The 14,001-nt window shown below is 65.6% G+C and carries 18 protein-coding genes, 1 tRNA gene and 1 pseudogene; 13 read left to right on the forward strand and 7 right to left on the reverse strand.

What is annotated here, in order from left to right:
* Positions 1-20 precede the first annotated feature (20 nt).
* Entirely contained in the window at positions 21-740 is a 720-nt protein-coding gene (gene aat, locus AC1DPF_RS06645) for a leucyl/phenylalanyl-tRNA--protein transferase (protein WP_477868431.1), read from the forward strand.
* Positions 741-775: 35 nt separating this feature from the next.
* On the opposite strand, the pseudogene AC1DPF_RS06650 reads toward aat, so the two are convergent.
* The 6 genes and pseudogenes from AC1DPF_RS06650 to AC1DPF_RS06675 all read right to left on the reverse strand — a co-directional run.
* Positions 776-1,249 (reverse strand): annotated as a pseudogene (locus AC1DPF_RS06650) (DUF2155 domain-containing protein); the annotation flags it as partial.
* A complete protein-coding gene (mlaD, locus tag AC1DPF_RS06655) occupies positions 1,246-1,746 on the reverse strand; it encodes an outer membrane lipid asymmetry maintenance protein MlaD (protein ID WP_477960329.1) in 501 nt (166 codons plus the stop codon). The pseudogene AC1DPF_RS06650 and the gene mlaD, both read right to left, overlap by 4 nt.
* Positions 1,747-1,749: 3 nt before the next feature.
* The gene (locus AC1DPF_RS06660) at positions 1,750-2,133 is read right to left on the reverse strand and encodes an NADH:ubiquinone oxidoreductase subunit NDUFA12 (RefSeq protein WP_477868427.1); all 384 of its coding nucleotides are present in this window, start codon (positions 2,131-2,133) and stop codon (positions 1,750-1,752) included.
* A gap of 196 nt (positions 2,134-2,329) precedes the next feature.
* Entirely contained in the window at positions 2,330-2,788 is a 459-nt protein-coding gene (locus AC1DPF_RS06665; protein ID WP_477868425.1) for a DUF192 domain-containing protein, read from the reverse strand.
* A gap of 29 nt (positions 2,789-2,817) precedes the next feature.
* Positions 2,818-3,414, reverse strand: coding sequence for a cold-shock protein (locus tag AC1DPF_RS06670; RefSeq protein WP_477868423.1), 597 nt, complete (start codon positions 3,412-3,414; stop codon positions 2,818-2,820).
* 58 nt (positions 3,415-3,472) lie between these two features.
* On the reverse strand, positions 3,473-4,039 hold the full coding sequence (locus AC1DPF_RS06675; RefSeq protein WP_477960331.1) for a regulatory protein RecX: 567 nt from the start codon (positions 4,037-4,039) through the stop codon (positions 3,473-3,475).
* 163 nt (positions 4,040-4,202) lie between these two features.
* Here AC1DPF_RS06675 and AC1DPF_RS06680 point away from each other — a divergent pair, with 163 nt between their 5' ends.
* The 11 genes from AC1DPF_RS06680 (at position 4,203) to AC1DPF_RS06730 (ending at position 12,255) form a co-directional block, all read left to right on the forward strand.
* A complete protein-coding gene (locus tag AC1DPF_RS06680; protein WP_477960333.1) occupies positions 4,203-5,927 on the forward strand; it encodes a fatty acyl-AMP ligase in 1,725 nt (574 codons plus the stop codon).
* Between the two features lie 83 nt (positions 5,928-6,010).
* Complete coding sequence (locus AC1DPF_RS06685; protein WP_477960335.1) at positions 6,011-6,769, forward strand: hypothetical protein; 759 nt, start codon at positions 6,011-6,013, stop codon at positions 6,767-6,769.
* Positions 6,770-6,839: 70 nt separating this feature from the next.
* Positions 6,840-6,915, forward strand: a tRNA-Trp gene (locus AC1DPF_RS06690).
* Positions 6,916-7,062: 147 nt separating this feature from the next.
* Positions 7,063-7,260 carry a preprotein translocase subunit SecE gene (gene secE, locus AC1DPF_RS06695; RefSeq protein WP_477868415.1) on the forward strand — a complete coding sequence of 66 codons (198 nt, stop codon included), beginning with the start codon at positions 7,063-7,065 and terminating at the stop codon, positions 7,258-7,260.
* Positions 7,261-7,339: 79 nt separating this feature from the next.
* Positions 7,340-7,879 (forward strand): transcription termination/antitermination protein NusG, encoded by a 540-nt coding sequence (gene nusG, locus AC1DPF_RS06700; RefSeq protein WP_477868413.1) that lies wholly within the window; start codon positions 7,340-7,342, stop codon positions 7,877-7,879.
* Positions 7,880-8,120: 241 nt separating this feature from the next.
* Positions 8,121-8,552 (forward strand): 50S ribosomal protein L11, encoded by a 432-nt coding sequence (gene rplK / locus AC1DPF_RS06705; RefSeq protein ID WP_477868411.1) that lies wholly within the window; start codon positions 8,121-8,123, stop codon positions 8,550-8,552.
* Between the two features lie 4 nt (positions 8,553-8,556).
* Positions 8,557-9,252: a 50S ribosomal protein L1 gene (gene rplA, locus AC1DPF_RS06710; protein ID WP_340314456.1), complete on the forward strand. Its 696-nt coding sequence runs from the start codon at positions 8,557-8,559 to the stop codon at positions 9,250-9,252.
* A gap of 283 nt (positions 9,253-9,535) precedes the next feature.
* The gene (locus tag AC1DPF_RS06715; protein WP_477868409.1) at positions 9,536-9,733 is read left to right on the forward strand and encodes a hypothetical protein; all 198 of its coding nucleotides are present in this window, start codon (positions 9,536-9,538) and stop codon (positions 9,731-9,733) included.
* A 167-nt stretch (positions 9,734-9,900) separates the two neighbouring features.
* A complete protein-coding gene (locus tag AC1DPF_RS06720) occupies positions 9,901-10,221 on the forward strand; it encodes a phosphoribosyl-ATP diphosphatase (protein WP_477868407.1) in 321 nt (106 codons plus the stop codon).
* 24 nt (positions 10,222-10,245) lie between these two features.
* Positions 10,246-10,626 (forward strand): histidine triad nucleotide-binding protein, encoded by a 381-nt coding sequence (locus AC1DPF_RS06725; RefSeq protein ID WP_477868405.1) that lies wholly within the window; start codon positions 10,246-10,248, stop codon positions 10,624-10,626.
* Positions 10,627-10,731: 105 nt separating this feature from the next.
* Positions 10,732-12,255, forward strand: a complete 1,524-nt coding sequence (locus AC1DPF_RS06730) for an amino acid permease (RefSeq protein ID WP_477868403.1) — start codon at positions 10,732-10,734, stop codon at positions 12,253-12,255.
* A 132-nt stretch (positions 12,256-12,387) separates the two neighbouring features.
* Here AC1DPF_RS06730 and AC1DPF_RS06735 read toward each other — a convergent pair whose 3' ends face one another.
* Positions 12,388-13,386 carry an adenosine kinase gene (locus tag AC1DPF_RS06735; protein WP_477869248.1) on the reverse strand — a complete coding sequence of 333 codons (999 nt, stop codon included), beginning with the start codon at positions 13,384-13,386 and terminating at the stop codon, positions 12,388-12,390.
* A gap of 246 nt (positions 13,387-13,632) precedes the next feature.
* On the opposite strand from AC1DPF_RS06735, the gene AC1DPF_RS06740 reads away from it, so the two are divergent.
* On the forward strand, positions 13,633-14,001 hold the full coding sequence (locus AC1DPF_RS06740; RefSeq protein ID WP_477868401.1) for a hypothetical protein: 369 nt from the start codon (positions 13,633-13,635) through the stop codon (positions 13,999-14,001).

The following is a 14,001-nucleotide window of genomic DNA, read 5'->3' on the forward strand; positions in this document are numbered from 1 at the left end:
CTCGATCGAGGGGTGAATCGATGAAGGCGATCGATCCGGACCTGTTGCTGAGAGCCTATTCCATCGGCGTCTTTCCGATGGCGGACAGCCGCGCCGCGGATGATGTCTACTGGGTCGAACCCAAAAAGCGCGGAATAATGCCGCTCGATGGCTTCCGGCTGTCACACTCGCTGGCGAAGACGATCCGCTCCGAGCGCTTCACCGTGACCGCCGACAAGGCGTTCTCGCAGGTCGTGTCGGAATGCGCGGCAAGCACGTCGGATCGGCCCGATACCTGGATAAATCCCGCCATCGAAATAGCCTATGCCGACCTGCACCGGCGCGGCCACGCCCATTCGATCGAGACCTGGCATGATGGCCGCCTGGTGGGTGGCCTCTATGGCGTCAAGCTGGGCGGCGCCTTTTTCGGCGAAAGCATGTTCAGCCGCCAGAGCAATGCGTCGAAAGTCGCCCTTGCGCACCTCGTCGCACGGCTGAGGGCGGGGAAGTTCACCCTGCTCGATTGCCAGTTCATCACCGATCACCTCCAGTCGCTCGGCGCGATCGAGGTGAGCCGTGACGCCTATGTGGCGCTGTTGGATTCCGCGATGGGCGTGGCAGGCGGCGCCGTCGGCGCGGCGGCGGGCTGGTCGCCGCCCGACTTCTTCGCCTTGGACGGCGCGACCGATCCGGAAAGGCGCACGGTGTCGGGCCCGATATCAGGATGCACCATCGTGCAGCTTTTGGGCCACACGTCGTAAACCGCATCCTCGACCGCGTTCAGCGACGGGGATTCCTTGAACAGCCAGCCGGAGAACACCCGCCGCCAGCTGCCGTCGCGGTTGCGGACGTCGGTCTGGACGAAGGCGCCGGTCAGCTTCTGGTCCTCCCACGGCGCGGTGGTCTCGCAGGCGCGCAGGCGGATGACGACGTCGCCGACCCGGATCGCCTGGCCCGGCCTGAGCGTCACGTCGCGTGACTCGCCGTTGCGTTTGTTGAGCAGGCCGAGCACCGCAACCCGTTGATCGAGCGGCGTGCCTTCGGTGATCAGCGGCTTGTCGGGAATCTTCTCGACCACGGCGCCCGGCGCCGCGGCCTGGGCGCTGCTGTTGCCTGGCTCGCTGTCGCCGGCGGCCGGCGCCAGAATCGGCGACGCGACCTGCTCTTCCGAGGTCACCGCCTCGATCGGCGCCTGCTCCTGGCTCACCGCCCAGGTCGCAGCGCCCGCAATGCCGCCGAGCGCGACGGCGCCCAGCAGGACACGCTTCACGGCTTGGCGGCTCCAGCAGGCGCAGGTTCGGCCGGCGCGCTGCTGCCGGACTTGTTGATGAACTGGCCGACCATGCTCATCAGGTCCATTGCGCCCTGGGTATCGGCGATCGTATCGCCATTTTTGAGCGGGGCGGGATCGCCACCCGGGATCAGCGAGATGAAGGTTGCGCCGAGGAAGCCCTCGGAGGTGATCGCGGCGCTGCTGTCGGCAGGAAGCTTCACGGCCGGATCGAGCGCCAGGGTCATGTTGACCTGGAAGCTTTGCGGATCGAGCTTCTGCGCGGTGACGGTGCCGACCTTCATGCCCGCGACCCGAACGTCGCTGCCGACGTTCACGCCGGTCGAGTTCGGGAACAGCGCGTGGACATGGATCGCGCCGGACTTGGTGCCGCCGCCCGTGGCCGACCACGCAAACCATATGAACCAGGCTGCGAAGACGATGACGAACAGGCCAACCAGCGCCTCGCCGATATTTTCACGAAACAACGACTTCATGGTTCAGCTCGGGCTCCATGCCTCATAATCGCCGGTCGCGGCGGCACGGACGCCGCCCTTCTCGAGAGCGCCCGCCGGCCGGTAGGCCGCATCGGTTCCCGTGAGATTGGGCTGTGGCGTCTTCTGCCAGCTGCGCGGTGGCGGCAGCTGGTCCGGGGTAAGATCGGTGCTGTGATGCAGCCAGCCATGCCATTCGGGGGGCACCCGGCTGGCGTCGTTGGCTCCCGAATAGATCACCCAGCGGCGAGCGCGGCCATCGGTGGTCCGGCCGCCCTCGAAATAGACATTGCCGAGCGAATCCTCGCCCACGCGGCTGCCGTTGAGCTTGCTGAACAGCAGCGTGCCGATTGTGGCACCGTTCCACCAAGTGAAGATCTTCTTGAGCATGGCACCTCGCTTAGCGCTTGCCGGCCATGCCGTGCAACCGTTTAGAGGCGAAGGCCAGCCCGTCGCCAGATTGCCGGCCGGCCCGTCAACGAGGAGCCACTGGGCTCGGTGAGACACCGCATCGAGGACGTCCTTCGATGCGCCTCTCTCCTTGGCCGCTCAGCCGGACGAGCGGTCCCGCGCATCTCGACCGCCGTTACGGCCTCTTCCAGCTCACCTTGTCGCCCTCGACGATGCCATCCGCGGCCGCGCCGCCTCCTGTAATCTCGAGGACGGCCGACACCGGTTCACCCGATTCGACCGTATCGAGACTTTCGGGAACGGTGTTTGCGGCGATCCTGGCGATCGTGCCGTCCGGGCGGATGAAGATCATATCCAGCGGGATATAGGTGTTCTTCATCCAGAAGGCTGCGAAGCGGGCAGGCGTCATCGGGAAGATCATCCCGCCATGAGCGGGCAGGCTGGTCCGGTACATCAGCCCGCGCGATTGCTCCTCCGGCGTCGACGCGACCTCGACGTGGAATTTGACGACACCCCTGGCCGTCCTGATCTCCAGCGGCGCCAGCGGCACGCCCGTCGCGGAGGCGGCAGCCGCGGTATCGGCGGAGCGCGCCGCGCCGGGCGTGCAGCCTGCCAGCGCAGCGAGCGCGAGCACGCAGAGAGGCCGCGCCGGGAACGCCACCGTCAGTTGGGGATAAGTTCCACCGCGAGCGGACCCTTGCGGCCCTCTGCGATGCGCGCCTTCATCCGCATCTCTGGCATGAGATCGGCGAAACCGGCCCTGCGCACGGTTTCCATATGGATGAAAATGTCCTGGGTGTCGCCCTCGCGGACCACGAAGCCATAGCCCTTGAGCCGGTTGAACCATTTGACCACGACCGCCTCGGGTTCGCCGGCATTGTCGATCAGCTGGGTCGGATCGACCCGATCGGCATTGCGCTTGGCGATGAGATCGGGATCCGGGCCGGTCGCGGTCGACAGGTCGATGGCGAGGATGCGGCGGGCCTGCAGGCCGCGATCACGCGCCACTACTTCGCAGGCGATCCGGGCGCCTTCGGGCAGGGTGCGCCGGCCATGGTCGCGCAGCACGGAGAAATGGACGAGCACATCGCCACGATCATTGTCGGTCGCGATGAAGCCGAAGCCGCGGGTGGCGTCGAACCACTTGACCGCGCCCACAACAGTTTCGGCGGCTTCGCCAGCAGTCATCGATACGCGTTCCTGATCGCTATCCAGGCTCACGTCGCGCAACGTCACAGACGCAACAGACTGTTCATTCATCGTTGAGACACCCGCTGCCTAGATGACCTTTTTATCACAGACCGGCTTTGAAACGAAGCTATTCCGACACCGGATATCCGCCATTGCCCGGAAAATGCGGATTATCAACCTCTTCTTCCTCGGGTTCGCCCCCGAGCACGCGCAAAACCAGATCGAGGGGATGGCCCGCCCGTGCCATCGCGGCGATCCAGCGGCGCTTTTCCGTCGCGTCGGGCCGGTGGCCGGCAAACGGCCCGATCCGCTTGCGCCGTGCATAGAGCATGGCAGCCTGTTCCGCGCCGGCGTCGATCCGCCCGCATAGCGCGCCGCTCGTCTCGGCATCGATGCCGGCGGTGCGCAGCGCCATGGCGATGCGGCGCACGCCATAACCGCGGCGCAGCAGCGAATCGGCGCGCGCCGTGGCAAAAGCACGGTCGTCGACATAGCCGCGCTCGGCAAAGCGCTCGACGAGCGCCTCGACCGGCGGTGGGCTGTCGCCCTCCCAGCCGCGCTCGCGCAGCTTGCGGCGCAGATAGGCGGCCAGTTTGGCGCGGGTCGTGGCATAGCGCGCGGCATAATCGAGCGCAGCGCGTTCAAGTGTCGCAATGTCATATGGCGACAGGATTTTGGGGGTCGATCGGGGCATGCGCCATGATTGTGCCACAGTCGGGCCGGATTTTGAACGCGGGCTTCGGCGAAGGCAGGCAACATGAACAGGGCTGCCCGGCGGCCGCAGTGGCCCCAGGGGAGGCGCGCTGATGCTGGACCGGGTGGATAGCGCTTCGACGATGCAGAGGAACGATATTATAATGGCATTGGTGCCGACGCCCACGATGGACGCCCTGCCGCGCCGTTTCGCCGATTTCGACACTCTGGGAGCGGCGCTCGACTACGCTGCCGCCGGGGTTCGCGGCCTGAATTTCCACGACGCGCGCGGGACGCTTGTCCAGCCCTACACCTACACAGAGCTGCGCGCCGACAGCATGGCCAATGCCGGCCGGCTGATCGCCGCAGGGATCCGCCCCGGCGATCGCATCGCGCTGGTCGCCGAAACCGGGCCGCTGTTCGCAGCGCTGTTCTTCGGCGCGGTCTATGCCGGCGCATGGCCGGTGCCGCTGCCGCTGCCGACCTCGTTCGGCGGCAAGGACAGCTATATAGACCAGCTGATCGTCCAGCTTTCGAGTTCCGATCCGAAACTCTTCTTCTATCCGGCCGAGCTCGAGGACATGGCGTCGGCCGCGGCCCGGCAGCGCGGCGTCGAGGGGCTGAGCTACGAAGCGTTCGAGGCGCGCGAGGCAGTCGACGCGATCCTGCCGCAGGCTTCGCCGGACGATATCGCCTATCTGCAATATTCGAGCGGTTCGACACGCTTTCCGCATGGCGTGGCGGTTACCCACCGCGCGCTGCTCAACAATCTCGCGGCGCATTCGCATGGCATGCTGGTCGAGCCGCAGGATCGCTGCATCAGCTGGCTGCCCTGGTATCACGACATGGGGCTGGTGGGCTGCTTCCTGTCGCCGGTCGCCAACCAGGTTTCGACCGACTACCTCAAGACCGAGGATTTCGCGCGCCGCCCGCTCGCGTGGCTCGACATGATCAGCCGCAACGAAGGCACGACGATCAGCTATTCGCCGACCTTCGGCTACGACATCTGCGCGCGCCGCATGTCGAGCCAGACCAAGGCCTCCGACCGTTTCGACCTGTCGCGCTGGCGGCTCGCCGGCAACGGCGCCGACATGATCCGCCCGGACGTGATGCAGGCCTTCGTCGATGCCTTCGCCGAAGCCGGCTTCCGGGCCAACGCCTTCCTGCCGAGTTATGGCTTGGCCGAGGCGACGCTCGCGGTATCGATCATGCCGCCGGGCGAGGGCATCGTCGTCGAGCTGGTCGAGGAGACCCAGCTGTCGGGCGGCGACCACAGCCAGGACCGGCCGCGCCGCTTCCGTGCCATCGTCAATTGCGGCAAGCCGGTGCGCGACATGCGGGTCGAGATCCGCGACGACGACGGTTCGGTGCTGCCCGAGAAGATGATCGGCAAGCTGTGGGCCAAGGGCCCGTCGATCATGCAGGGCTATTTCCGCGACCAGGAGGCGACCGACGCCTGCATGGTCGACGGCTGGCTCGACACCGGCGACATGGCCTATATCTCGGACGGCTATATCTTCATCGTCGGCCGCGCCAAGGACATGATCATCATCAACGGCAAGAATCACTGGCCGCAGGACATCGAGTGGGCCGTCGAGCAGCTGCCGGGTTTCAAGGCCGGCGACATCGCCGCCTTCGCGATCACTACGCCGGGCGGCGAGGAGACCCCTGCCGTGCTGGTCCAGTGCCGCACCTCGGACCCCAGCGAGCGCGCCCGGCTGCGCGACCAGATCCGCGAGAAGGTACGCGCGATCACCGGCATGCACTGCGTCGTCGAGCTCGTGCCGCCGCGCACCCTGCCCAAGACCAGCTCGGGCAAGCTGAGCCGCGCCAAGGCCCGCAACCTCTATCTGGCGGGCGAGATCCAAGGCTACGACATCGCGGCATAAGCCCTGTCCATTACCGCTCGTCATGCTGAACTTGTTTCAGCATCCACTTGCGAACGCGGGAACGGCCACCTGTGGAGGAGTGGATGCTGAAACAAGTTCAGCATGACGGCGGCGTGGTTATCGGGGCTCTTTGCTCAGCGGCACTCATCTCTTTGCTGATCGTCGCCACGCCGCTGGCCGCAGCCCCGCTCGACCCGCTCGGCGATCCCGCCGTCTTCAAGCGCGACCTCGAGGAGCTCAATCGCAATCCTCTGCCCGACGATGCCGCGCTGGCCCGGGCAGTCGGCACGGCCGTCGCCGTCGACGCCCGCCAGCGCGGTCGATGCGCGCCGAAAAAAATCAGGCTCGGCAAGCTCGCGCCCGTCAGCCTCGACGGCATGATCACCACCATGATCGCCAAGGGCCAGATCGAGAATGGCTGGCTGGTGCGGGTTACGCTCGACGATTGCCCGCCGGCCGATCCGATCCGCGTGCTGCTGTTGCGCGCCGCCGATGGCCGGACGCTGCAGGGGATCTTCGCCGGACAGGGCACGAGCTATGCCTGGCCATCATTGTCGCGCGAGGCGCTGCGGGGTGCCGTGAATACCGCGCTCAAGCAGCTTCGCACCGCCGACTCGGCCTGTAGCCCACGCGACATCACACCAACGGGCATGCGCATCGCCGGCAGCAGCGCCGATCTCGGTCCCGATGTCTATGGAATCAGGCTGAAGGGCTCGTGGAACGAGATCTGGACGTTCGAGCCCTGCCGCCACCGCATCGAAGTGCCGATCGCCTTTCGCACCAACGGCAATGGCGGCGCCTATTGGGACATCGACGATGCGGGCGTCAGATATACGCGCTGACCGCTTGGCACGTCGCCAACCCCTTGCACTCCAACGGTCCCACCGCTATGTGCCCGCGTCTCGGACCCGGAGGAGTGTAGCTCAGTTGGTAGAGCATCGGTCTCCAAAACCGAGGGCCGTGGGTTCGAGTCCCTCCACTCCTGCCATTTCGAAATGGTAGGGTAAGGCCGACGGGGTCGAGAATAACGAGGTCAAGGTCCGCAGCCGCAAGGCTAAATAGCGGACTGAGGCCTCGTGTCGTTGTTGTGGAAGCACTGGCAGGCATTTGCCTGTCGATTTGGGTAGGCGAGGACGTGGCGAAGACTTCACCCGGCGAGTTCATCCGGCAGGTAAAGGCCGAGACGGCGAAGGTCGCCTGGCCGAGCCGCAAGGAGACCGTGACGACCACCATCATGGTGGGCATCATGACGCTGCTGCTGGGTATATTCTTCTTCGGGCTCGATCAGCTGTTCGCAGCGATCGTGAAGTTCCTGCTGTCGCTCTTGGGCTAGATTTTTTGGTGGTCGCGATTTCCGGGTGTCGGATCTGATCTGACTGGAAATCGCTCCGAATACGGAGACGTTGGCGTTCATGTCGCGCTGGTACATCATTCACGCCTATTCGGGCTTCGAGAACAAGGTCAAGGAATCGATCCTGGCCGATGCTGCGCGCATGGGGCTCGAGCAGCTGGTCGAATCGGTCGAAGTTCCGACCGAGAAGATCACCGAGGTTCGCCGCGGCAAGAAGATCACGTCGGACCGGAAATTCTTTCCCGGCTATGTGCTGGCCAAGCTCAGCATGAACGACGACGTCTATCACCTGGTGAAGAACACGCCGAAGGTGACCGGCTTCCTCGGCTCGATGGGCAAGCCCCAGCCGATCAGCGAAGCCGAGGCCGCACGCATCCTGAACACCAAGGAGGAGGCCGCCGCGGCCGCCCCCAAGGCCAAGCTCAAGGTCGATTACGAGATCGGCGATCAGGTCAAGGTTCTCGACGGCCCGTTCGCGAGCTTCAACGGCATCGTCGAGGAGCTCGATTTCGATCGCAGCCGCGTCAAGGTGTCGGTCTCGATCTTCGGCCGCGCGACCCCGGTCGAGCTCGAGTTCGAGCAGGTCGAACGGGTTAAGTGACGGCCTGATCAAGGCCGTCATCCTGAACTTGTTTCAGGATCCACCGAGCCACGGGAGAGCGTTCCCGGTTGATGGGTGGATGCTGAAACAAGTTCAGCATGACGAATTTGGAGGTTCCGGCTCAAACCGGATAGTGCCTTCCAGGCACAAGCTGCGGGAGGAGATTTCGATCTCCGCATGGACCGCTAAACTTGAACCGGGAGGATCGCCTGCGATCCGACCAACTACAGAGTGAGTGAACATGGCAAAGAAGATCACGGGCTATATCAAGCTCCAGGTGCCCGCTGGAAAGGCGAACCCATCGCCGCCGATCGGTCCCGCGCTGGGCCAGCGCGGCGTCAACATCATGGAGTTCTGCAAGGCGTTCAACGCGCAGACCGGTGACCAGGAAGTCGGCACGCCGCTGCCGACCGTCATCACCGTCTATGCCGACCGCAGCTTCAGCTTCATCACCAAGACGCCACCCGCCAGCTTCCTGATCAAGAAGGCCGCCGGCCTGAAGTCGGGCTCGAAGGAGCCGGGCAAGATCGTCGCCGCCAAGATCAAGCGTTCGCAGCTCACCGCGATCGCCGAAGCGAAGATGAAGGATCTCAACGCCAACGATATCGACGCGGCGACCCGCATCATCGAAGGCAGCGCCCGCGCAATGGGCCTCGAAGTGGTGGAGGGCTGATAACATGGCCAAGCTCAGCAAGAAGCAGAAGAACCAGGCCGCTTCGGTCGACCGCGACAAGCTTTACGACGTCGATGCGGCGATCAAGCTCGCCAAGACCAACGCCACCTCCAAGTTCGACGAGACCATCGAGGTCGCGCTCAACCTGGGCGTCGATCCGCGTCACGCCGACCAGATGGTCCGCGGCGTGGTGACGCTGCCCAAGGGCACCGGCAAGGACGTCCGCGTCGGCGTGTTCGCGCGCGGCGCCAAGGCTGAAGAAGCCCTGGCAGCGGGTGCCGAAGTCGTCGGCGCCGAAGACCTGCTCGAGACGATCCAGGGCGGCACGGTCGACTTCGACCGCTGCATCGCGACCCCGGACATGATGGGTCTGGTCGGCCGGCTCGGCAAGATCCTGGGCCCGAAGGGCCTGATGCCGAACCCCAAGCTGGGCACCGTCACGATGAACGTCGGCGAAGCCGTCAAGGCTGCCAAGGGTGGGCAGGTCGAGTTCCGCGTCGAAAAGGCCGGCATCATCCATTCGGGAATCGGCAAGGCGAGCTTCCCGGCGGAAGACCTGCGCGCCAATTTCGACGCGTTCGTCGATGCGATCGTCAAGGCCAAGCCGACCGGCGCCAAGGGCAAGTACCTCCAGAAGGCCGCGGTCAGCTCGACCATGGGCCCGGGCGTCAAGATCGACACCGCCGACCTCGGCGCCTGATCCTGCGCCCCGCCGCCAGGCGGGGTGACGGATCATCGAACTACGGAACCGCGACGACGCCCTTGCCGGGAGTCGCCGCGGTTTTTGTTTGCCGCGCACCACGTCCCGAGGCCGGACCCGACAAGCGTCGGGATTCCTTACACAGATCAGGAATGATCATGACCGATAATGTGCACAAAAGCCGGAAATCCGCCGATTCCTGGATCTGGCACGATTCTCGCTTACTATTCGGCGTACCCGATTTTCCAGCTCGCCGGGGGCGAAGGCGGGGGGAGGCGATCCGATGGTAAGTGCCGCATTACGGGGGGTAATTGCGTTGATTGCTGCCCTCGCGGTTGCCTCTCCCGCCTGGGCGCAGCTCGGCCTTGTATCGGCATGGCTGCGCAACGTGCCGCAGCCGAGCGCGCTGGGCATGTTCCTGATCGCGATCGCCGGCGTGTTCGTCGGCCGCATCGCCAGCCAGAAACGTCGGGACCCGTAGTTTTGCTTCTGTTCGGTTTGCTTAGAGATTTTATCCTTTCCCCTGTAGCGTTGCGATGCGTATCCGGCCCCCGCCCACCCCTCACCGATGCGATCGGTGGAGGGCGGGCGGGGGCCGCGTTCTTTCTGCGTTGACCTGATCGTGCGGGCGCGCTTGAAGCGGCAGCTATGACGACCACCCTCGAACAGCTCGAATCGACGATCAATGCGCGGCGGGGCGCCGACCCATCAACGTCCTACGTCGCCTCGCTGTTCGCGCGGGGCATGCCCAAGATTGCCCAGAAGCTCGGCGAAGAGGCCGTAGAAACGGTCATCGCCGCGATGGCCGGCGATCCGAAGGCGGTTGCCAGCGAGGCCGCCGACCTGCTTTTCCACCTTACCGTGCTGCTCGCTGCCGCAGGCGTGCCGCTTGGCGACGTGCTCGCCGAACTCGACCGGCGCGAGGGGGTTTCCGGATTGACCGAGAAAGCCGGGCGGACCTCATCCTGATCCGAGTCATCACGGGAAACAAACATGCCGATCGACGCCACCCTGCCCTATGACGACAGCAACGTCTTCGCCCGCATCCTACGTGGCGAGCTGCCGTCGAAGACCGTCTATGAGGATGAGTTCGCGCTCGCCTTCCACGATGCCAGACCGCAGGCGCCGGTCCATCTCCTGGTCATTCCCAAGGGCCGCTACGTCTCGTGGGACGATTTCACCGCGAAGGGCAGCGACGCCGAGATCACCGGCTTCATCCGGGCGGTCGGCCATGTCGCCCGCGCGGCGGGGCTGGCCGAGCCCGGCTATCGCCTGCTGGCCAACACAGGCGGCCATGGCCACCAGGAGGTGCCGCATCTCCATGTCCATGTTTTCGGCGGCCGCCAGTTCTACGAAATGCTGCCGAGATCGTAACCGTCACATCCGCGCAATCCTATTGCGCGCTCGGAATTACCGGTTAGGCTCCTCTTCCCATGACCGGCCGCGCGCGAACAGCCCGGCCCGACGAGGGAACTCCGCATGATATTTGGGCGCGTAAAGCCACTCGACGCCATTCTCGCCACCGCAGCCCGAAAGTCGCTGCATCGATCCCTCGGCCCCTTCCAGCTGACCATGCTGGGCATCGGCGGCATCATCGGTACCGGTATTTTCGTCCTCACCGCCGAGGCCGCCCAGAAGGCGGGCCCGGGCATGATCCTCGCCTTCATCATCGCCGGCTTCGTCTGCGCGGTCGCCGCGCTCTGCTATGCCGAGATGGCGGCGATGGTGCCGGTTTCGGGCTCGGCCTACACCTATAGCTATGCCGTGATGGGCGAGCTGGTCGCCTGGATGGTCGGCTGGGCGCTGGTCCTCGAATATGCGATCGCCGCGGGAGCCGTGTCTGTCGGATGGTCGGGCTATGTCGTCGGCCTGTTCCAGAACCTGACGGGCATAGTCCTGCCCAAGACGCTGGTGCTGGGCCCGATCGACGGAGGCATCATCAACCTCCCCGCCGCGATCATCGCCGGCCTGGTCACCTGGTTGCTGGTGCTCGGTACCAAGGAGAGCGCCACGGTCAACGCGGTGCTCGTCGGCATCAAGATCGCAGCGCTGTCACTGTTCGTGATCCTTGCCCTGCCGGTGATGAACATGGAGAATTTCCACCCCTTCTCGCCGACCGGCTTCGGCGGCATTTCCGCGGCGGCGGCCTCGATCTTCTTCGCCTATGTCGGCTTCGATGCCGTCTCGACCGCAGCCGAGGAAACCAAGAACCCACAGCGCAACATGCCGATCGGCCTGATCGGCTCGCTGGGCATCTGCACCATCTTCTACATGCTGGTCGCGGCCGGTGTGATCGGCGGCGTCGGCGCGCAGCCGATGCTGAACGCCGCGGGCACCGCCTTGCCGACCGGCTCGGCCGAACTGACCGCCGCCTGCTCGGCGATCGGCGACGCCAAGGTTGTCTGCTCGAAGGAGGCGCTGGCCTGGACGCTGCGCGAGATCGGCTGGCCGCAGATCGGCAACCTGCTCGGCCTCGCCGCCGGCCTCGCGCTGCCGTCGGTCATCCTGATGATGATGTTCGGCCAGACCCGCATCTTCTTCGTGATGAGCCGCGACGGCCTGCTGCCGGCCGTGTTTTCGAAGGTCCATCCCCGCTTTCACACGCCACATGTCGTGACGATGATGACCGGGGTGTTTGTCGCCATCTTCGCGGCGCTCTTCCCGGTCGGCGCGCTCGCCGACATCTCCAACTCCGGCACGCTGTTCGCCTTCGCCGCGGTGTCGATCGCCGTGCTCGTGCTGCGCTGGACCGATCCGAGCCGTAATCGTCCGTTCCGTACCCCGGCGGTGGCGATCGTCGCGCCGATCTCGGTCTTCGGCTGCATCTATCTATTTTCCAGCCTGTCGACCTACACGATCACGCTGTTCTTCAGCTGGGCGGCGATCGGCCTGGTGGTTTATTTCCTCTACGGCTACCGCAAGAGCAACCTCGGCCGCGGCATCGTCGAGACCCACGAGATGGACGAGGACGTGCCGCCGATGCCAGTGCCGCCGATCAGCTGACGGCGCAAATCGACTGCTTGGGCGCACCGTCATCCTGAACTTGTTTCAGGATCCACTCTCCCGCTCGGGGCCGTTCTCCTGTTGCACGGTGGATGCTGAAACAAGTTCAGCATGACGGAAATATGTTCGGCGCTAACCGCCCAGCCGCGCTTCGATCAGGGCGCCAAGATCCTCGCCCTCGGGCAGGCGAGGGCCGATAATGCCGATGATCCGGCCCGCCGCGATCGATCCCATCCGCAAGGCGACAGCCAAATCGCGGCCCTGCGCCAGCCCGGCCAGAACGCCGGCCGCGAACAGATCGCCCGCACCGGTCGTATCCACGATCGGCCCGCACGGCTCCGCCGCTATTTCGGTGCGCTGTCCCTTCTCGATGCCGATCGCCCCATCGGCGCCGCGGGTCGCGATCAGCAGCGGCACCCGCTCCGCCGCCCAGGCGACGGCGGCCTCGACATCGGCCAGCCCGCTCAAGGCGGCAAGTTCGCCCTCGTTGGCGAACAGCATGTCGACCAGCCCCTCGTCGAGCAGCCCGACGAACTCATCATGATGCTGTCGCACGCAAAACTCCGAGGAGAGCGTGAAGGCGGTGCGACGGCCATGCGCGCGGGCAACTGCCAGCGCAGCACGCGATGCCGCGCGCGGCTCCGCGGTGCGCCACATATAGCCTTCGACATAGAGGATCGCCGCTTCCGCCGCGATTGCCGCATCGAAGGCGGCGGCGGGCAGATATTCGGACGCGCCGATCGCCGTGTTCATCGTGCGATGGCCGTCAGGGCCGACGATGATCAGGCAGCGCCCGGTCGGGGCCGCGATAGGCGGCAGCGGGAAGTCGATGCCGCTCGCCGCCATGTCGCCGGCGAACATCCGCCCCAGCCGGTCGTCGCCGACCTGCCCGACAAAGGCGAGCCGCAGGCCGAGCCGCGCCAGCGCCGCCATCGTGTTGGCCGCCGAACCGCCGCACACTTCCTGGCAGTCGCCCATCGCCTGGTGCAGCAACACCGCGCGATCGGGCGCGATCGGCTGCATCATCCCGCGATCGAGCCCCTGCGCCGCGACGAACGCATCATCCTTATGGGTAAGCACGTCGACCAGCGCATTGCCGATCGCGAGGACATCATAGCGGAGGGAAGCCATCGCCACCCCTTCGGGTGCCCGGCTATTGGATTCGGTCACTCTTCCGCACATCCTGAGTAAGGGCTGAGCTTGGCGAAGACCGCATCGAAGGACGATCCTTCGAGACGCCACTTCGCCAGGCTCAGTGGCTCCTCAGGATGAGCGGATCGATTTGGTCATAGCAGGCGTAGCGAAATCCGCCGTGGCCGCAAAGCCGCTCGACGACGCCGGCTTGCATCAGGCCGAGGATGATGCTCTCGGGACAGCATGAATATCCTGCGCCTGACCCCGCTCGCGCCGCTCGCGATCCTCGCCGGCTGCGGCCCCACCCAGCCGCCGCTGGTGGTCGCGCCGCCCCCGCCGGTGCGGGTCGAAGCCGGACTGGACCGGGTGCTGGGCCAGGACGCCCGTGCACTGATCGCGCTGTTCGGCACGCCCAACCAGGATGTCCGCGAGGAGCCCGCCCGCAAGCTCCAATATGCCAGCGGCGTCTGCGTGCTCGACGCCTATCTCTACCCGCCGGGCCCGGGCCGCGAACCGCTGGTCACCCATGTCGACGCGCGCCTGCCGACCGGCGAGGACATCGACCGCGCGTCGTGCATCGCGGCGCTGGTACGAAGGAAAGAGGCGCGCTGA

The organism is Rhizorhabdus sp. P4_G6 (assembly GCF_056401045.1).